Consider the following 19,007-nt stretch of genomic DNA (forward strand, 5'->3'; position numbering starts at 1 on the left):
CTCGCTACCTCGAGGCCGCCTCCGCGAGACGCGACGCCACCTGCTTCTTGCGCGAGAGCACGCCGGGCATCCAGGCGCTCCCCTCGGCGAGCGTGACCCCGAGGGCCCGCTCGGCGAGCTTCGTCCGGCCCACCGCCAGTATCTCGCTCCCCTCCCGCACGACGTCGGTGACCATCAGCAGCACCAGGTCGTAGCCGCGGTCCTCGGCCAGGCCTTCCATGACGGCGAGGAGCTCGGCGCGGTGTGCGAGCACGTCCGCCGCATCCACCGTCTCCACCTGTCCGACGGCTACCCGGCTCTCGCCGACGTGGTATTCCTTCAGGTCGGCGGTGACGGTCCGGCGGGCGTCGAACACCGCGACGGCTGAGCGCGCACGGAACATCTCCATGCCGAGCTCCATCGGCTCGACGTGCGCGGCCCCGCCGAGCCACGCGGCGGTGCGGCGGTCGTCGTCGGTGGTCGTCGGCGACTTCAGCAGCACGGTGTCGGAGAGCACCCCCGAGAGCAGCACACCCGCGAGCTGCGGCGTGAGGACCGCCCCCAGCTCGCGGAAGCGCATGGCGACGATGGTCGCGGTGGACCCGACCGGCAGGTTCAGGAACATCACCGGACCGGACGTCTGCACGTCGCCCACGCGGTGGTGGTCCACGATCTCCACCACGGCCGCCTCCTCCAGGCCGGGCGCGGATTGCGCGTACTCGTTGTGGTCCACGAGCACCACGCGCCGCCGGGTGCCGCGGGCGAGGTCGGTTCGCGTCAGGATGCCGGCCGGCGCGCCCCTCTCGTCGACGACCACCGCCTCGCGGTGCGGGGACGCGAAGAGGTCCTCGGCGGCCTCGGTGAGCAGCGTGCCCGGCTGGACGAACGGCACCGACGTGTCCATGACCTCGCCGCAGCGCCGCGACAGGTTGATGAGGCGCGCCGTCGCGTACGTGTCGTTCGGCGTCGCGAGCACGGCGGCGCCGGTGCCGCGGGCGATCTCCAGCGCGGCGGGCTCGGGCTGGAAGCCGCCGGTCACGATCAGGCACGCCACGCCCGCCTCGAGAGCCATCGGCTGCGTCCGAACGCGGTCGCCCACGATCAGCGTGTCGCCGGGCGAGATGCGGGCGCGTATCGTCTCGGGCTCCATCGCCGCGATGAGCACCCCGCCGGACAGCGTGGCGTCGGCCGCGCCGGCGAGCACGCGCGCGCCGAGCGTGTGCGCGAGTTGCCCGACCGTCACCGGCATCGCCCCGAAGCCCAGCACGGCCGTGTCGTCCAGGTAGCGCTCGGCCAGTATGCGCTCGTTGACGATGCCGCGCACGGTCCCCTCGGCCACCACCGGCAGCGCGCGGACGCCGCGCTCCCGCATGAGCGCGCCGGCCTCCAGCATGTCGCATCCCGTGCCGACCGAGACGACCTCGTGGGTCATCACGTCGGAGACGCGCGTGCGGACGTGGCGGATCTCGTCGGGAAGCATCAGACCGAACCGGGCGAAGACCCACTCCGTCTCGGGCGGCACGGGGCCGAGCCGGGCCGGCAGGTACACGTCGCCCGGGTCGGTCGCGTTCTTGAGGTGCGCGTAACCCACCGCGGAGCAGATCGAGTCGTTGTCCGGGTTGCGGTGGCCGAAGACGAGGATCTGGCTCATGTCCCTCCGATGCGACGCCGTGCGGCTCCCGCCCCGGATGCGGTGCGGCAAGGCCGGGCCCGCGGCCGCTCTAGTCTCGCACCTTCCGGATCGGGGCGTAACCCAGCAGCAGGTTCTTGCTGCCCAGCCCCGGGAAGCTCACCACGACCTTGTCTCCGCTCACGGCCTCGACCACCCCTCGCCCGAAGACCTTGTGCTCGATGGTGTCGCCGGGCCCGAAGGTCTCGGACGGTCTGCGCGGCTCCCTGCGAGGAGCGCCCGTGCCGAAGACGCGGCCGCCCGCGCCTTCGTACGGCGTGCGCCCCGGCCCGGGTCCGGGCCGCCGTCCGCGCTGCCTCGTCGCGCCGGCGCCGCCGAGCCCCGCGTACCCGCCCCACCCCGCGCCGCGACCGCGGTCGCCCGGCACGAGGGCTTCGGAGCCGAGTCCGCCGCGGCGGACGTGCTCCTCGGGGATCTCCTCCATGAAGCGGCTGGGCGGGTTGTACTGCTGCCTGCCGAAGAGCGACCTGGTCGCCGCATGCGTGAGGTAGAGCCGCTCCCCCGCCCGCGTGATGCCTACGTAGGCGAGACGGCGCTCCTCCTCCAGCCCCGCGGGCTCGAACATCGAGTTGGCGTGCGGGAAGACGGTGTCCTCCATGCCGGTCATGAACACGACGGGGTACTCGAGGCCCTTCGCGGTGTGCAGCGTCATCAGCGTGACGGAGCGGTCGTCCTCGGCCATCGCGTCGAGGTCGGTGCGGAGCGCGGCCCACTCGAGGAAGCCGTCGAGGTCGCCCTCCTCGTGCGTCTCGGCGTACTCCTCGACCACGCCGAGGAACTCCTGCAGGTTCTCGATGCGCCCGGTCGCCTCTCGCGTCCCCTCGGCCTGAAGCGCGCCGACCAGCCCGCTGCGCTCCAAGACGGTCTCGACGTACTCGCGCAGGGGGTAGCGCTCGCGTGCCTCGGCCAGCTCGCGCATGAGTGCGACGAACGCGCCCACCTTCTGCCGCGGTGCCGCGGCGAGCTTCACTGCCGGATCCTCGGCCGCGGACCTGAGCGCCTCGGCGAACGTGAGGCCGTTGAAGACCGCGTGCGCCTCGATCTGCTGCACGGTCGTCTTGCCGATGCCGCGCCGCGGGACGTTGATGACGCGCTTCACCGACTGCACGTCGGCCGGGTTGGCGAGCGCGCGCAGGTACGCCATCACGTCCTTGACCTCCGCGCGCTCGAAGAAGCGCGTCCCGCCGACGATCCGGTACGGCACGCCCGCGCGCAGCAGGCCGTCCTCCAGGGTCCGTGACTGGGCGTTGGTGCGGTAGAACACCGCGAAGTCCGCGTAGCTGCGCTTCTCCTCGCGCAGCAGCCGCTCGACCTCCGCCGCGATGAAGCCGGCCTCGTCGCGCTCGTCGGACGCATGGTAACGGGTGATCGCCTCGCCGCCCACGTTGGCGGTCCACAGCGTCTTGGGCTTGCGTCCGACGTTGTTCGCCACCACGGCGTTGGCAGCCGCCAGGATCGTCTCCGTCGAGCGGTAGTTCTGCTCGAGCTTGACCACGGTGGCTTCAGGATAGTCGCGCTCGAACTCCAGGATGTTGCGGATGTCGGCGCCGCGCCAGGAGTACACCGACTGGTCGTCGTCGCCGACGACCATCAGGTCCCGCTCGCGTGCGGCGAGCAGGTTCACGATCTCGTACTGCGCGTGGTTCGTGTCCTGGTACTCATCGACGAGGATGTGCCGGAACCGGTCCTGGTAGTGGGCGAGCACCTCGGGCTCGCCGACGAGCAGGCGGTGCGCGTTGACCAGCAGGTCGTCGAAGTCCATGGCGTTGGCCTGTCGCATCCGCTGCTCGTAGAGACCGTAGGCGCGCGCCGTGACCTTCTCGGGCGGGGTGGACGCTCGCTCGGTGTAGGCCACAGGCCCCACCAGCTCGCTCTTCGCCGAGGAGATCCGAGCGCCCACCATCGCGGGCGTGAAACGCTTGGGGTCGATCTCGAACTCCGCGAGCACGGCGCCGAGCATGCGCTTGCGGTCGTCGTCGTCGTAGATGCTGAAGGAGCGCGTGTAGCCGACGCGCTCGGCGTCGGCGCGCAGCATCCGCACGCAGGCGGCGTGGAACGTCATCACCCACATCGCGCGCACGCCGGCGCCGACGAGGCGCTCGAGGCGCTGGCGCATCTCGGCCGCGGCCTTGTTGGTGAAGGTGATGGCCAGGATCTCCGCGGGCGAGACGCCGAGGTCGCCGATCAGGTGGGCGATGCGGTACGTGAGCACGCGCGTCTTGCCCGAGCCGGCGCCGGCCAGCACGAGCAGAGGCCCGGCATCGGTCAGCACGGCGTCGCGCTGCGCGGGATTGAGGTCGGAGAGATCGAGACGAGTCATAGGGGGACCAGTGTAACACCCCCGGGGGGCCGCGGAGATGCCGCGGAGGTGACGCGACACCCGCGAGCACCGGGAGCGCCCTCTACTTCACGAACTTGATCATGGAGAAGCCGCCGCTGCCCCGGTGCAGGCACTCGTCGTGGACTACTTCCTTCTCGCCCTGGATGTGCTGGATGTTGCCGCAGCGCTCGCAGACCGCCAGGTCACAGACCGTGCAGTAGCCGAGCTTCTGCGCACCCACGGCGCCGCAGTGAGAACAGAACCGTCTCGGAACGTAGTCCTCGGTCACGCGATCCCCTAAGCCCCGCGGGCGACGCTCGTCCGGGAACCGCGCGGCCGGCGCGGGCCGGTCCGGATGCCCCTCGCAGCCCTCACACACATCTCATCGGCGATGCCGGCCGCCCTGATGAGAGCTTCGCCGCAAGGCTCCTTAATCCTTCAAGCTTCGTTAACCAATCCCTCGGGCAGCGGCGGCACCCGCCGTTCACGACTTGGTCGGGATCTCTCGCCCGACCGCCCGCGCGACCGGGACGAGCTCGCGCACGAGCGCTCGGAACGCCTCGAGGTCCAGCGACTGAGGACCGTCGGAGAGCGCCTTGCGCGGGTCGGGATGCACCTCCACCATCAGCCCGTCGGCTCCGATCGCCACCGCCGCCCGGCACACCGCCGGGACGAGGTCCGCCTGCCCCACCGGATGGGAGGCGTCCACCACGATCGGCAGGTTCGAGAGCTTCTTGACCACCGGCACGGCAGTGATGTCGAGTGTGAAGCGCGTCGCGGTCTCGAAGGTCCGGATACCCCGCTCGCACAGGATGACGTTGGCGTTTCCGCCCATGGTGACGTACTCGCTGGCCGCCAGCCACTCCTCGATGGTGGATGCCATGCCGCGCTTGAACAACACCGGTTTACCGGAGCCCGCGGTGACCGCCCCGAGCTTCTTCAGCAGGCTGAAGTTCGCCATGTTGCGAGTGCCGACCTGCAGGATGTCGACGTAGGAGTCCACAAGCTCCGCATGAGCGGAGTCTATGACCTCCGTGCAGGTCAGCAGCCCGTAGCGCTCCCCGGCCTCCGCCAACAGCTTCAGCCCCTCCTCTTCGAGGCCCTGGAAGCTGTACGGCGAGGTCCTCGGCTTGTAGGCGCCGCCGCGCAGCACGGCCGCCCCACTCTCGGCGACCACCTCGGCCACCGCCATGATCTGATCGCGGCTCTCGATCGAGCACGGGCCGGCGATGAGGGCCACCGTGCCGTCGCGCACCACCGCTCCAGCGGCGCGCGCGGCCTCGGCCGCCACCTAGAGCTCCTTCATGACATGCAGGACGGCCCCATAGATCTCGCGCAGGTTCTCCGCGAAGAGCGGGCCTTCGTTGCATCGCGCGAGATGCTCGAAGATCTCCTCCTCGCGCTTGGGGTCGTACAGCGCGCGTTGCACGATCGGCTTCAGCTCGCGGATCGCCAGCGCGACCTCGGCGCGCTCGTTGAGCAGGTGCACGATCTCGCAGTCGACCTCGTCGATCCTGCCGCGCAGCTCCGCGATCCGCGCTTCGACGTCCCTGTCCTGCTCGGCCATCCCTGTCTCCCTACTCCCACTCGATGGTGCCGGGCGGCTTGCTGGTGATGTCGTAGGCGACCCGGTTGACGCCGTCGACCTCGTTGATGATGCGGCTGCTCATGGTCGCGAGCAGCTCGTGCGGCAGCCGCGCCCAGTCCGCCGTCATCGCATCCGCGGAGGACACCGCCCGGATGATCACCGGATGCGCGTACGTGCGCTCGTCGCCCATCACCCCGACGGAGCGGATCGCCGGCAAGACAGCGAAGTACTGCCACACGTCGCGCCCCTCGTCCCAGCGGCCGATCTCCTCGCGCACGATCGCGTCCGCGTGTCGCAGGATCTCGAGACGCTCGTGCGTGACGTCGCCGATGATCCGCACGGCGAGCCCGGGGCCCGGGAACGGCTGGCGGTGCACGATCTCGTCGGGCAGACCCAGCTCGGCGCCCACGGCGCGCACCTCGTCCTTGAAGAGGTTGTCGAGCGGCTCGATCAGCTCGAAGTCCACGCCGGGCGGGAACGGGATGAGGTTGTGGTGGCTCTTGATCCTGGCGGTCGCGTTGCCGGCGCGGCCGCCGCTCTCGATCACGTCGGGATAGAGCGTGCCCTGGGCGAGCCACTTCACGCCCTCGAGCCTGGTGGCCTCCTCGAAGAAGACCTTCCAGAACTCCTCGCCGATGATCCGGCGCTTGAGCTCCGGATCCTCCACGCCCGCGAGCAGATCGAGGTAGCGGTCCTGGGCCTCGACGTGGATGAGGTCGATGTGGAACTGGTCGCGGAAGACGCGCACGACCTCCTCGGCCTCGTCCAGTCGCAGCAGGCCGTGATCGACGAAGACGCACGTGAGCCGGTCGCCGATGGCGCGATGCAGCAGCGCGGCGACCACCGAGGAGTCCACTCCCCCGGAGAGGGCGCAGATGACGCGGTCGCTCCCGGCGCGCTCGCGCACGCGCTCGACGGCCTCGTCGATGATGTTGACCATCGTCCAGGTCGGCGGGACCTTCGCGACGTCGTGCAGGAAGCGCTTCATCATGTCCAGCCCGTGCGGCGTGTGGGCGACCTCGGGATGGAACTGGGTCGCGTACAGCTTGCGCTGCGCGTTCTCCATCGCCGCGACTTTCGTCTGCGCGGTGTGCGCCGTCACCCGGAACCCCGGCGGCACGTCGCCCACGCAGTCGCGGTGGCTCATCCACACCTGCTGCGAGTACGGCAAGCCGTCGAAGATGGCCGAGTCCTCGTGGTCGAGCTGAAGCTCGGCGAAGCCGTACTCGCCGACGTCGGTCCTCGGCACGGAGCCGCCGAGTTCGAGCGCCATGAGCTGCATCCCGTAGCACAGCCCGAGGACCGGTACGTCGAGGTGGAGGATGCCCGGATCCATGGAGGGCGCGCCCTCGGCGTACACGCTGGACGGGCCGCCCGATAGGATGAGCGCGGCCGGTTCCTTGGCCTTCAGCTCGTCGAGCGTGATGTCGTGCGGGACGATCTCCGAGTAGACCTTGCACTCGCGGACGCGTCGCGCGATCAGCTGCGCGTACTGCGCCCCGAAGTCGATGACGAGGACCTTGTGGGGCTGCTCGTGCACTAGCACCCCATCCCGACGCCCTGCTCGCGCTGGAGCGCCTTGCCCTCGGTCTGTATCGAAGGGGCGACGACGACCTCGGCCTTCTGGAAGGTCTTGAGGTTCTCGTAACCGCAGGTGGCCATGGAGGTGCGCAGGCCGCCGCACAGGTTGAGCGTGCCGTCGTTCTCTCGCGCCGGCCCGACGAGGATCTCCTCCAGCGATCCCTTGACGCCGGAGTGCACGCGCGTGCCGCGCGGCAGCTCGGGATGGAACGTGGCCATCCCCCAGTGGTAGCCGCGCCCGGGCGCCTCCGACGCGCTCGTCAGCGGCGAGCCGATCATCACGGTGTCGGCCCCGCACGCGATCGCCTTGGCCAGGTCCCCGCCGGTGCGCATGCCGCCGTCGGCGACGACGTGGCAGTAGGTGCCGGTCTCGTCGAGATGCCGCATGCGGGCCGCCGCCGCGTCGGCGATCGCGGTGCACTGCGGCACCCCGATCCCGAGCACGCGGCGTGTCGTGCAGGCATGCCCCGGTCCGACGCCCACGAGCACGCCCACGGCACCGGTGCGCATGAGGTGCAGGGCGCCGGAGTAGCTGCAGCAGCCACCGACCATGATGGGGATGTCGAGGTCACGGATGAAGGTGTTGAGGTCGAGCGGCTCGTCGTAGGAGGAGACGTGCTCGGCGGACACGACCGTGCCCTGGATCACGAGGATGTCCAGGCCGCCCTCGAGCGCCGCCCCGATGTAGCGTTCGACGTTCTGCGGCGTGAGCGAGGCCGCCGCGAGCACGCCGCCGTCCTTGACCTCGCGCACCCGCCGGGTGATGAGCTCGGGCTTGACCGGCTCCCGGTAGATCTCCTGCATCCTCGCGGTCGCTTCCTGCTTCTCGAAGCCGGCGATGAGGTCGAGCTGCGCGCCCGCGTCCGCGTAGCGCGTCTGTATGCCCTCGAGGTTGAGCACGGCCAGCCCTCCGAGCTTGCCCATGGTGACCGCGAGGGCGGGGTCGACCACGCCGTCCATCGCAGAGGCCAGGACCGGCAGGGGGAAGGAGAACGTCTTGTCCCGGAAGGTGAACTCCCAGTGTATGTCCACGTCTCGCGGGTCGCGCGTGCGCCGCGAGGGCACGATCGCGATATCGTCGAAACCGTAGGCTCGACGCGCCGTCTTGCCCCGTCCGATCTCCACTTCCATCTAGACTCCTCCTCGGTGCTCGACCATTCCGATCGGCAGCCCGGTCACGGATACACGAGGACCAGGAGCAGCGGCTGCCTGTGCTGCCTCCCGGCGGCCACCGCCTGGTCCTCTACGATGTCCTGGAGCCCGCCCTCGGGCCGGCCTCCCGGCTCCTCGGGGTCCCCCGGGTACGAGTATTCTAGGCGCTTTGCCAGCCTGCGTGAATGGCAATGCCTCCCTGCGGCGCCAAGAACCTCCCAGGGGTCTCGAGAACCGCGAGCGGGGAGCTTGGTGTACAGTGCTGAACGGGCCCGAGGACGCCCTCCGCGACGCAGCCGAGCCGCAGCTGGAGGAACCCATGAACCCGGATGCCGGAGCCCCGTCCGACGCGATCGCGCGCGCCCCGCGCGCCCCGGCCGGCCCCCTCGCCGCACCGCGCCTCGCGATGCTCGGCTTCGCGACCGCCGCCGTGCTCGCGCTCGCCGCGGCGCTGCCTCCCTCGGTGGCGGCCGCTCATGTCTACATCGACCCCGGGCACGGGGGTCCATACAGCAACGCCAACGCCAACGGCTTGCAGGAGAAGGACGTCAACCTGGCGATCGCCGAAGCGCTGCGCGACGAGCTCCGGGCACGCGGGCACAAGGTGGGCATGACGCGCACCCGCGACGGCGCCGTGGCCACGAAGGACCGCCCCACGTGGAACTGGAGCGATGCGGGAGGCTGGCGCTTCTACGCGGACGGCACGACTCGCTACACCAACGGCGTTCCGAAGGACGACCTGCAGGCGCGCTGCGACAAGGCCAACACCGCCGGCGCCGACATCTTCGTCTCGATCCACAACAACGGCGCGTCCAGCAGCTCCGCGCACGGGACCGAAACGTACGCCTCCCCGAAGGACCCGCTGGGCAGGAGGCTGTGCGGACTCGTCCAGGAGGAGGTCGTGAAGGCCACGGGCCTGCGTGACCGAGGAGCGTTCACCGCCGAGTACTACGTGGTCCGCTGGACGAACATGCCGGCCGTGCTGGTGGAAGGCGGTTTCATCACCAACTCGGGCGATGCCAGGAAGCTTGCTGACCCCGCCTTCCGCCGCAAGCTCGCCCGCGGCATCGCCCGCGGAGTGGCACGCTTCCTGGACTCCCGCCCGTTCGAGCGGGTCTACCCGCGCCTCTCCGGCCCCGACCGCTACGCGACCGCCGCCGCCGTGTCGGCCGCCGGCTGGCCTGGCGGGGCATCGACCGTCCTGCTCACCAGCGGCACCGACTGGCCCGACGCGATGGCCGCCGCGCCGCTGTCCAAGCGGCTCGACGCGCCGTTGCTGCTCACCGCGCCGGGCTCCCTCAGCCCCGCGGCGCGAGACGAGATCGCGCGCCTGCGCCCCTCGGACCTGGTCGTGCTCGGAAGCTCCGCGGCCGTGAGCGACCGCGCGCTCGCCCAGGCGCGCGCCGCGGCCGGGCTCGCGCCCGACGCCGTGCGCCGGATCGGCGGGCGCGACCGGTACCAGACGGCCGCGCTGATCGCCGACGAGCTCGGTGTGCCCTCCGACGGCCGGGTGGTGCTCGTCAGCGGCACGGCGCTGGTGGACGCCCTCTCGATCGTGGCCGAGGCGAGCCGGCGGGGCTGGCCCATAGTGCTCACGAAGCGCGACGAGCTCCCCGGCCCCACGGCTTCGTTCTTCTCCCGGAACTCCACCTCCACGGTCTCGACGCTGGTCGTCGGCGGGCCCCCGGTCGTCGCCGCCGCCCCGCTGGCCGGGCTCCCGGCGGTGGAGCGCCTGTCCGGGCCGGATCGCTACCGCACGAACGTGGCCGTCTTCCGGAAGTACTACGCGCAAGGCCGCGTCGCCCCGATGGTCGTGAACGGCGCGGCGTCTCCCGACGGACTCGTCGCCGCGGCCTACGGCGCCAAGACGGGCAGGCCGGTGATACTGACGGGGGGCCGCTTCCTCAGCCCCTACACGCGGGAGTGGATCGCGCAGAACCGCACGAGACTGGACGGCCACACGGTCGTCGGAGGCCCGCCGGTGGTGCCGTACCTGATGGACTGGATGCTCGTGAAGTCGGCCGCGGGATAGCGCGGGCACTCGGCCCGCCGTTCCCGCGGACGCGCCGTTCCCGCGGGTCGGGTCCTCACACGTTGAAGCGGAAGTGGATGATGTCCCCGTCGCGCACGACGTAGTCCTTGCCCTCCACGCGCAGCTTGCCGGCGGCCCTCGCGCCCGCCTCACCGCCTGAGGCCACGTAGTCGTCGTAGCTCACGACCTCGGCCTTGATGAAGCCGCGCGCGAAGTCGGTGTGGATCACGCCGGCCGCCTCGAGCGCCGTGGCTCCGACGCGCACCGTCCACGCCCTGGCCTCTTTGGGCCCGTGCGTGAAGAAGCTCTGAAGCCCCAGCGTCCGGTACGCCTCGCGGACCAGGCGGTCGAGGCCCGGCTCCTCGAGTCCTTCGGCCTCGAGGAACTCCGCGAGCTCGTCGCGCTCGAGCTGAGCCAGCTCGGCCTCGATGCTCGCGCAGATCGGGACGGGTACGACGCCGTCGATCGGCTCGAGCTCGCGCCCGATGTCGGCCTCGTCGATGTTCGCGACGTACAGCATGGGCTTCATGGTCAAGAGATGCAGGTCGCGCAGCAGCTCTCGCTCCTCGGGCGTCATCTCCATCCTGCCCGCGCGGTGACCCGCGTCCATCCACTCGCCCGCTCGGCGTACGACCTCGAGCTTCGGCTCGATCGTCCGGTCCTTCTTCGCTTCCTTCTCCAGGCGCGGTATCGCCCGCTCCACGGTGCCCAGGTCGGCCAGCACGAGCTCGGTCCCGATGGTCTCCGCGTCGGAGGCGGGGTCCACCCGCCCGGTCACGTGCGTAACGTCCGGGTCTCTGAAGTAGCGCACCACCTCCGCGATCGCATCGGTGTCGCGGATGTTGGCCAGGAACTGGTTGCCGAGCCCCTCGCCCTCGCTGGCGCCCTCGACGAGCCCCGCGATGTCCACGAACTCCACCGTGGCCGGCACGACCTTCTCCGGCGGGGAGATCCTGGCGACCTCGCCCAGCCGAGGATCGGGCACGGGCACCACGCCCACGTTCGGCTCGATCGTCGCGAACGGGTAGTTGGAGACGTCCACCTGCTTGCGGGTGAGCGCTGTGAACAGCGTGGACTTGCCCACGTTGGGCATCCCGACAATGCCGATGGACAGCGGCACGCGCACCTCCTCCTCGGCCCCCTGCGGCACCCGTCCGAAACCGAGGCGGGCGATGGACTCTGGTACTGTACTCGATGGCCGGGGCGGCCGCTACCGCGAGCGACCCGCCGGTGATGAGAGCGACATCCGACCCGGGAGACGACCGTGCGCATCGGCATGTTCGTGGACATGTACAAGCCCTACCTGAGCGGCGTCACCAACTACGTGAGCCTCTACAAGCGGCGGTTCGAGGAGCTCGGGCACGAGGTCTACGTGTTCGCGTTCGGCGAGCGGGACTACGACGACGGCGAGCCCAACGTCATCCGGTCGGCGGGCGTTCCTTTCGGCGCCACCGGCTGGCAGGCCGGAGTCGCGTTCTCCGCCGAGGCGAAGCGGCTGATACCGACCCTGGACATCGCCCACGTCCACCATCCGTTCCTCTCGGGGCGGCTCCTGCTACAGGAGTCGGGTCGGCTACGGATCCCGGTGGTCTTCACCGGACACAGCCGCTACGACCTGTACTCGGACACCTACGCGAGCTACATCCCCCGTCGCATCCGCTACTGGTACCTGCGCCGCTACCTCGACCGCTTCTGCCGCGCGTGCGACCTCGTCATCGTCCCGTCGCCCACGATCCAGCGCTGGTACCGTGAGTTCGGGGTGACGGCCCCGAGCACGCTGCTGTCCAACGCGGTGGACACCGTGCCGTTCCGCCGCCCGCCTCGCCCGAAGGGCAAGGCGGAGCTCGGCTTCCAGGAGGATACGATCGTCCTCGTCTACCTCGGGCGTGTGAGCGCCGAGAAGAACGTGGGCGTGCTGATCGACGCCTTCTCGCGCGCGGCGCGCTCCTCGGACGGGCTGCGGCTGCTGCTCGTAGGCGACGGCGCCGCCGCCCAAGAGGCCTCCTCGGCGCTCGCAGCCGTCGGACTGTCCGGACGCGCCTTCTTCGCCGGGCGCGTCCCCTACGAGCAGGTCCCCGACTTCTGTGCCGCCGGCGACGTCTTCGTCTCGGCCTCGGTCTCGGAGGTCCACCCCCTCGTGGTCATGGAGGCGATGGCGGCGGGCATGCCCGCCATCGGGGTCGAATCCCCAGGTGTGGTGGACGTCGTCGACGACGGAGAGACCGGCCTCCTCGTACCGGCCGGCTCGGCCGACCTGGCCGGTTCGCTCGCCGAGCGCATGACGCTCCTCGCGCGGGACGCCGACATGCGCGAGAGGCTGGCGGCACGCGCGGTGGAGGTGGCGACGGAGCGCTACGACATCCGCCGCACCGCCGAGGAGATGCTCGGCCACTACGAGCGGCTGATCGGACGGCCGGCACGGCCCGCGCCCGCCGGCAAGGCCCGGCGCGAGCCGTAGCCCCCGAGCCACGCCCCGAAGAAGCGGACGAGGCCCCGGGACGGCCGGGACCTCGTTGCCTGGAGAGGCTCGGTGACGCGGGCCTTGCAGCCTACATCATGCCGCCCATGCCGCCCATGCCGCCCATGCCGGCACCGGGCTCCTCCTTCACGGGGATGTCGCTCACGGTGGTCTCGGTGATCAGGATGAGGCCCGCGATGGACGCGGCGTTCTGCAGCGCGGAGCGGGTCACCTTGACCGGGTCGATGACGCCCATCTTGAGCAGGTCGCCGTACTCGCCCGTCATGGCGTTCAGTCCCTGACCCTTGTCCAGCGCCTTGACCTTCTCGACCACGACGGAGCCCTCGAAGCCGGCGTTGGACGCGATCATCTTCAACGGCTCGTCGAGCGCCTTGCGGATGATGTTGACGCCGATCTGCTCGTCTTCGCCGAGCTTGAGCCCCTCGAGAGCGGGCACCGCGTCGGTGAGCGCCACGCCGCCGCCGGCGACGATGCCCTCCTCCACTGCCGCGCGGGTCGCCTGCAGGGCGTCCTCGATGCGATGCTTCTTCTCCTTGAGCTCGACCTCCGTGGCCGCGCCGACCTTGATGACGGCCACGCCGCCGGAGAGCTTGGCGAGCCGCTCCTGCAGCTTCTCGCGGTCGAAGTCGGAGTCGGACGCCTCGATCTCGGCCTTGATCTGGTTGATGCGCGCCTTGATCGCGTCCTCGTCGCCGCCGCCGTCGATGATGGTCGTGTTCTCCTTGGTGACCTTCACCGTCTTCGCGCGACCGAGCATGTCCATCGTGACTCCGTCGAGCTTGACGCCGAGCTCCTCGGAGACCATCTGACCGCCGGTGACGATGGCGATGTCCTCGAGCATGCGCTTGCGGCGGTCCCCGAAGCCCGGCGCCTTCACGGCCACCGATGTGAACGTGCCGCGCAGCTTGTTGACCACGAGCGTGGCCAGCGCCTCACCTTCGACGTCCTCCGAGATGATCAGCAGCTGCTTGCCGGACTGCATGACCTTCTCGAGCACCGGCAGCAGGTCCTGGATGTTGCCGATCTTCTGGTTCGCGATCAGGATCAGGGGCTCGGACAGCACGGCTTCCATGCGGTCGGGGTCGGTGATCATGTACGGCGAGATGTAGCCCTTGTCGAACTGCAGGCCCTCGACCGTCTCGATCTCGATGCCGAAGGTCTGGCTCTCCTCGACGGTGATCACGCCGTCCTTGCCGACCTTCTCCATGGCCTCGGCGATCTTGTCGCCTATGAGGTCGTCGGCGGCCGAGATGGCGCCCACGTGGGCGATCTCGTCGCGGTCCTCGATCTCCTTGGCGTTGTCCTTGATCGCCTCGACCACGGCGTCGACGGCCTTCTCGATGCCGCGCTTGATCGCCAGCGGGTTCGCGCCCGCGGCGACGTTGCGGAGACCCTCCTTCACGATCACCTGCGCGAGCAGGGTCGCGGTCGTTGTGCCGTCACCGGCCACGTCGTTGGTCTTCGTCGCGACTTCCTTGACGAGCTGGGCGCCCATGTTCTCCAGCGGGTCGTCCAGCTCGATCTCCTTGGCGATGGTCACGCCGTCGTTGGTGATCGTCGGCGCGCCGAACTTCTTCTCGAGCACTACGTAGCGGCCCTTCGGTCCCAACGTGACCTTGACGGCGTCGGCTAGCTTGTTGACGCCGTTCTCGAGGGCGCGACGTGCCTCCTCGTCGAAGCGGATGTCCTTGGCCATACGGGGTCGTTCCTCCTTATCGCGCATTCGGTGGACGTAGCGGCACCGCGACGGCGCCGCGAACGGAGCTACTCCTGGACGACCGCCAGGATGTCGCGCTCCTCGAGGATCATGTAGTCCTCGCCCTCGATCTTGATCTCGGTCCCGCCGTACTTGCGGTAGATCACGACGTCGCCTTCCTTGACGTCCATGGGGATGCGCTTGCCCTCCTCGTAACGCCCCTCACCCACGGCGACGACGCTGCCCTTCTGCGGCTTCTCCTTGGCCGTGTCCGGGATGAACAGACCGGACTTGGTCTGCTCCTCGGCCTCGGCCGGCTTGACGACGACACGGTCACCCAACGGCTTCAGATTCATGCCCTGCCCTCCTGTAGAGATCCGACCTGACGAGCCGGTGCCGCGGCGAGACGCCGCGGACCGTATGTACCCGACGAACCCCACGCTTAGCACTCGGACCCCGCGAGTGCTAGCACCTGGCAGATTCTACTGCTGGCGCCGCGAGGCTTCAACCCCTTCCACCAGGCATTTCGGAAACAGGGTTGATAACGTGACACTCAGATACGCCCGAGGACGGGCGTCGTCGCGTCCGAGAACGGGAGCGCCGCTACGCGCCCGAGTCCAGTCGCAGGTTGGGCACGGCCTCCGCGTCCGGGCCGAGAACGTCCCCTCGCGCGAGCCGCCAATGGGCCGCGGCCGCGATCATCGCCGCGTTGTCGGTGCACAGGGTCGGGGGCGGGACGCACACGCGGACGCCGCGCTCCGCCAAGGCGGCGCGCAGGCCCTCTCGCAGCCTGGGGTTGGCCGCCACGCCGCCGGCGAGGCAGAACGTCGTCACGCCCGTCTCCTCCACAGCCCTCACCGACTTGGCGACCTGCACGTCCACTATCGCCTGCTGGAAGCTCGCCGCGAGGTCGGGCAGGTCGATGGAGCGGCCCGCCTCCCGCTCCGCGCGAACGTGGTTGATGACCGCGGTCTTCAGCCCCGAGAGCGAGAAGTCGTAGTCGCCCGAGCGCATCATCGGCCTGGGGAAGGCGATCGCGTCCGGACTGCCGTCCTCGGCGAGCCTGGAGAGCACCGGCCCCCCCGGGTACCCGAGCCCGAGAACCTTGGCCACCTTGTCGAAGGCCTCGCCCGTCGCGTCGTCCAGCGTCTCCCCCAGCGTCCGGTACACTCCCCACTCCGGCATGTGCACGAGGGAGGTGTGACCGCCGGAGACCACGAGCGCCACCAGCGGCGGCCCGACCGTGGGATCGGCGAGCACGTTGGCGAAGACGTGACCCTCCAGGTGGTTCACGCCCACCAGCGGCACCCCCAGGGCGAACGCGAGACCCTTGGCGTAGGCCAGCCCGACCGCGAGCGCGCCGACGAGACCGGGGCCGTGCGTGACCGCGATGGCGTCCACCCCCTCCAACCCCACGCCGGCGCGGTCCAGCGCCTCCTCCACGACCGGCACGACCGCCTCCGTGTGCTTGCGGGACGCGATCTCGGGCACCACGCCCCCGAAGCGGCGGTGGAACTCGACCTGGCTGGCGACCACATCGGCGAGCAGCTCGCGTCCGCCCCGCATCACCGCCGCGGCGGTCTCGTCGCAGGAGGTCTCGATCGCCAGGATCGTCTCCCCTCCCGCGCCTCGGTACGCGGGCGCCGGCGCCGCCTCCGCCCCGATCGCCGCGTGCGCCCTGTCGGCGAGCTCGGCGCGCAACTCCCGGTAGTGCGGGGAGAGCAGGTCGCCCGTCCACATGATGACGGCATCCTCCGACGTGTCCTCGTAGTACCCCGGGCGACGTCCCGCCACGCTGAAGCCCGCCCTCTCGTACAGCGCGGCCGCGGCCGCGTTCGACGGCCGCACCTCCAAGGTGAGGCGGCGCACACCGAGCGCGACGGAAGCCTCGATCAGGTGCGAGAGCAGCGCGAGACCCAGCCCCCGCCCCCTGACGTCGCTTCGGAGGGCGAGGTTCATCAGGTGGCCGTCCTCGCCCACGGCCATCACCCCGCCGTACCCGACGACCTCTCCGTCCCGCTCCAGCACCCGCCACAGCCGCCCGCCGAACGCCAGCTCCTGGCTGAAGATGCCCGGGCTCCACGGCGTGGGGAAGCTCGCCCGCTCGATCGCGAGCACCTGTTCGAGGTCGTCCGCGCGCATCTCGCGGATCGCGACGGCCACCTACCCCTCCTCCGGTCCCGCGACGCCGGTGCCCGGCACAGGGCCGCCGCCCGGAAGACCGCGCAGGAGCCGCTCGGCCTCCTCGGCGTCGGACAGACGCGTGTAGACGGGCAGCAGGCTCGCGGCCAGGCCGTCGCCTTGGGGGTTCGCGCGCACGGCACGCAACAGCGCCTCCCCCGTCGGCGCCCACATCCCTTCCTCCGCGAGCTCGGCATCCCTGCCGAGGACCTCGCTGAAGACGTGTCCGTGCTTGGCCAGTCCGTTGCCCGTGAGCACCAGCGCTCCGGGCGGCTCCGCGAGACGTCGGCGTGAGGCCTCGCGCTGCCCGTCGAGCAGGCTGCGCCACGCGCGTGCTACGTCCTCGGGCCGCATCACGCGATCCGGCGTCAGTCGCTCGCACGAGCCCCCGCCGCACGCGAACAGCGCGGGGTAGACCTCGCCGCGCATCGCGTCGCCGACGACCCCGACGATGCACGAGCGATCGGCGAACCGCCACGCCACCGCATCCGGCGTCCCAGCGCCGAACAGCGCCGCTCCGAGGCCATGCGCGAGCCCCTTGGCGGTCGCCACCCCGATCCGCACTCCCGTGAAGGACCCTGGGCCGCGACCCACAGCGACGGTGCGGATGGAAGCCGCCTCCGTCCCCGTCTCGCTCAACACCTCCCCGATCGCCGGAAGGAGGCGCGACAGGGCTGCGCGAGGCGCGGGGAAGTCGTGCCGGCCGACGACCTCGAGCCGACCGCCGGCGAAGCGCCCCAACGCCAGCGCAATGTGCTCGGTGGCCGTGTCGAACGCCAGGACGAGGCTCACTCGTCCACCTCGCCGCCACCGCCCCGGCCGCCGGGACCGGGCTCGCATGCTGCGACCCACGCCTCGGCCAACACGTGCCCCCTGGGTCCGTGAGAGACCGCGGTGAGGACCCGGTCGTCGGGACCCGCCATCCGCATCTCGACGCTCAGATGCTCGGCGGGCAACGCCGCGGGGAACCTGTCGCCCCATTCCACGAACGACGCACCGCCGCTCTCCAGGACGCCCCAGAAGTCCACGTCCTCGAGCTGGCTCTCGTCCTCCAAGCGGTAGAGGTCGAAGTGGTACAGGTCCAACCGGCCGGGGTGGACCGCCAGCAGACCGAAGGTAGGGCTGGTGACGTGGTCCTTCACGCCCAGCCCCGCTGCCACGCCCTGGACCAGACGCGTCTTCCCCGCGCCGAGGTCCCCTGAGAGCGAGACGACGTCTCCCGGTTGCAGGAGCGGCGCCAGACATTCCCCGAGACGCGCCGTCTCCGCCTCGGAAGCGGAACGCAGTTCGAAGCGTGCCACCCGGCCTCCCCGGCTCAGAACAGCGTCGGCGCCTCGTATCCGCCCCCGCCGGCGTCCCCGCCGCCTGGACGCGCATCCGCCGTATCGGCCTCCTGCGCCTCCCCGTCTTCGACGCCGGCCGGTCCTTCCGGCCGGTCCAGCACCGTCCGCAGCCGGCGGAAGTCCTCGAGCAGCACGTCGCGCTTGTCCGGCGAGTACAGCGCGGCCGCGGGGTGGTAGATCGGCACGACGTTGCGGCCGTCCACCCGGAACAGCCTTCCCCTGACCCTGGTTATCCCCTGTTCCGTGCCCAGCAGGAACTTCGTCGCGAAGTTGCCCAGGGTGGCGATGACCTTGGGCGCTATGGCCCGGATCTGCTCTCGCAGGAAGGGTGTGCACGTCTCGATCTCCTCGGGCAGCGGGTCGCGGTTCCCGGGAGGGCGGCACTTGAGCACGTTCGCGATGTACACCTGATCGCGAGTCAGGCCGATGCTGGCCAGCAGCTCGTCGAGGAGCTTGCCCGCGGCCCCCACGAACGGTTCCCCCCGGATGTCCTCGTTGCGCCCGGGAGCCTCGCCGACGAACATCAGCTCGGCATCGGGGTCACCGACGCCGAAGACGAGGCACGTGCGAGTGTCGCCGAGGGCGCAGCGGCGGCAGTCGCCGATGAGCTCGCGCAGCTCGCCGAGCGGTGCTCCAGCCGGCTGAGGACCCGGCACACCGGGGCGGCTCGTCCCGCCGGAGCCCTCGCTCACGTCCCGTCACCCCCTAGATCCACGTCGTGACTTCCTTCAGCGGCCGCCGCGCGGGCTTGCCCGCCGATTCGGCGGAATGACCGACCGGCAGGATGGCGACCGGACTGAGGGGCTCCGGGATGCCCACGGCGACCCTCACGGCCCGTTCGTCGAACGCCCCTATCCAGCACGAGGCGAGGCCGCGGTCCACGGCGGCCAGGAGGATCTGGGTCGCCGCGGCAGCGGTGTCCTGGATCGCGTACAGCCGTTCTCCCCGCTCCCCGTACCGCGCGGA

The 19,007-nt window shown here is 70.6% G+C and carries 16 protein-coding genes and 1 pseudogene; 2 read left to right on the forward strand and 15 right to left on the reverse strand.

Translation table 11 applies throughout. From position 1 onward, the window contains the following. Positions 1–4: 4 nt before the first annotated feature. The 7 genes from IBX62_05210 to IBX62_05240 all read right to left on the reverse strand — a co-directional run bounded on the left by IBX62_05210 (position 5) and on the right by IBX62_05240 (position 8,289). Entirely contained in the window at positions 5–1,630 is a 1,626-nt protein-coding gene (locus IBX62_05210) for a putative manganese-dependent inorganic diphosphatase (protein MBE0476479.1), read from the reverse strand. 70 nt (positions 1,631–1,700) lie between these two features. Further along, positions 1,701–3,989, reverse strand: a complete 2,289-nt coding sequence (locus tag IBX62_05215) for a UvrD-helicase domain-containing protein (protein ID MBE0476480.1) — start codon at positions 3,987–3,989, stop codon at positions 1,701–1,703. Positions 3,990–4,071: 82 nt separating this feature from the next. Next, entirely contained in the window at positions 4,072–4,278 is a 207-nt protein-coding gene (locus tag IBX62_05220; GenBank protein MBE0476481.1) for a hypothetical protein, read from the reverse strand. Positions 4,279–4,473: 195 nt separating this feature from the next. Then, positions 4,474–5,280, reverse strand: a complete 807-nt coding sequence (aroF, locus tag IBX62_05225; protein MBE0476482.1) for a 3-deoxy-7-phosphoheptulonate synthase — start codon at positions 5,278–5,280, stop codon at positions 4,474–4,476. Then, on the reverse strand, positions 5,281–5,556 hold the full coding sequence (locus IBX62_05230) for a chorismate mutase (protein MBE0476483.1): 276 nt from the start codon (positions 5,554–5,556) through the stop codon (positions 5,281–5,283). Positions 5,557–5,566: 10 nt separating this feature from the next. After that, complete coding sequence (guaA, locus tag IBX62_05235; GenBank protein MBE0476484.1) at positions 5,567–7,117, reverse strand: glutamine-hydrolyzing GMP synthase; 1,551 nt, start codon at positions 7,115–7,117, stop codon at positions 5,567–5,569. Beyond that, the gene (locus IBX62_05240; GenBank protein ID MBE0476485.1) at positions 7,117–8,289 is read right to left on the reverse strand and encodes a GuaB3 family IMP dehydrogenase-related protein; all 1,173 of its coding nucleotides are present in this window, start codon (positions 8,287–8,289) and stop codon (positions 7,117–7,119) included. Before IBX62_05240 ends, guaA begins: the two co-directional genes overlap by 1 nt. 340 nt (positions 8,290–8,629) lie before the next feature. Here IBX62_05240 and IBX62_05245 point away from each other — a divergent pair, with 340 nt between their 5' ends. Continuing rightward, a complete protein-coding gene (locus IBX62_05245; protein MBE0476486.1) occupies positions 8,630–10,342 on the forward strand; it encodes an N-acetylmuramoyl-L-alanine amidase in 1,713 nt (570 codons plus the stop codon). A 55-nt stretch (positions 10,343–10,397) separates the two neighbouring features. Here the strand turns inward: IBX62_05245 and ychF are convergent, their stop codons facing one another. Beyond that, entirely contained in the window at positions 10,398–11,462 is a 1,065-nt protein-coding gene (gene ychF, locus IBX62_05250; GenBank protein MBE0476487.1) for a redox-regulated ATPase YchF, read from the reverse strand. Positions 11,463–11,606: 144 nt separating this feature from the next. Between ychF and IBX62_05255 the strand changes: the two genes are divergently transcribed. Further along, positions 11,607–12,800 (forward strand): glycosyltransferase, encoded by a 1,194-nt coding sequence (locus IBX62_05255; GenBank protein ID MBE0476488.1) that lies wholly within the window; start codon positions 11,607–11,609, stop codon positions 12,798–12,800. A 91-nt stretch (positions 12,801–12,891) separates the two neighbouring features. On the opposite strand, the gene groL is transcribed toward IBX62_05255, so the two are convergent. The 7 genes and pseudogenes from groL to IBX62_05290 all read right to left on the reverse strand — a co-directional run. After that, positions 12,892–14,517: a chaperonin GroEL gene (groL, locus tag IBX62_05260; protein ID MBE0476489.1), complete on the reverse strand. Its 1,626-nt coding sequence runs from the start codon at positions 14,515–14,517 to the stop codon at positions 12,892–12,894. A gap of 68 nt (positions 14,518–14,585) precedes the next feature. Then, positions 14,586–14,873 carry a co-chaperone GroES gene (gene groES, locus IBX62_05265; GenBank protein ID MBE0476490.1) on the reverse strand — a complete coding sequence of 96 codons (288 nt, stop codon included), beginning with the start codon at positions 14,871–14,873 and terminating at the stop codon, positions 14,586–14,588. Positions 14,874–15,120: 247 nt separating this feature from the next. Continuing rightward, a complete protein-coding gene (gene tsaD / locus IBX62_05270; protein MBE0476491.1) occupies positions 15,121–16,680 on the reverse strand; it encodes a tRNA (adenosine(37)-N6)-threonylcarbamoyltransferase complex transferase subunit TsaD in 1,560 nt (519 codons plus the stop codon). Beyond that, complete coding sequence (gene tsaB / locus IBX62_05275) at positions 16,681–17,490, reverse strand: tRNA (adenosine(37)-N6)-threonylcarbamoyltransferase complex dimerization subunit type 1 TsaB (protein MBE0476492.1); 810 nt, start codon at positions 17,488–17,490, stop codon at positions 16,681–16,683. Then, positions 17,487–17,999, reverse strand: a complete 513-nt coding sequence (tsaE, locus tag IBX62_05280; GenBank protein ID MBE0476493.1) for a tRNA (adenosine(37)-N6)-threonylcarbamoyltransferase complex ATPase subunit type 1 TsaE — start codon at positions 17,997–17,999, stop codon at positions 17,487–17,489. The genes tsaB and tsaE overlap by 4 nt, the downstream gene beginning before the upstream one ends. A 131-nt stretch (positions 18,000–18,130) precedes the next feature. Then, a pseudogene (locus tag IBX62_05285) lies at positions 18,131–18,697 on the reverse strand (uracil-DNA glycosylase). A 49-nt stretch (positions 18,698–18,746) separates the two neighbouring features. Beyond that, a partial coding sequence (locus IBX62_05290) for a nitroreductase family protein (GenBank protein MBE0476494.1) occupies positions 18,747–19,007 on the reverse strand: 261 nt, incomplete at its 5' end.

This window comes from Coriobacteriia bacterium (assembly GCA_014859305.1).
GTDB lineage: Bacteria > Actinomycetota > Coriobacteriia > Anaerosomatales > Kmv31 > Kmv31.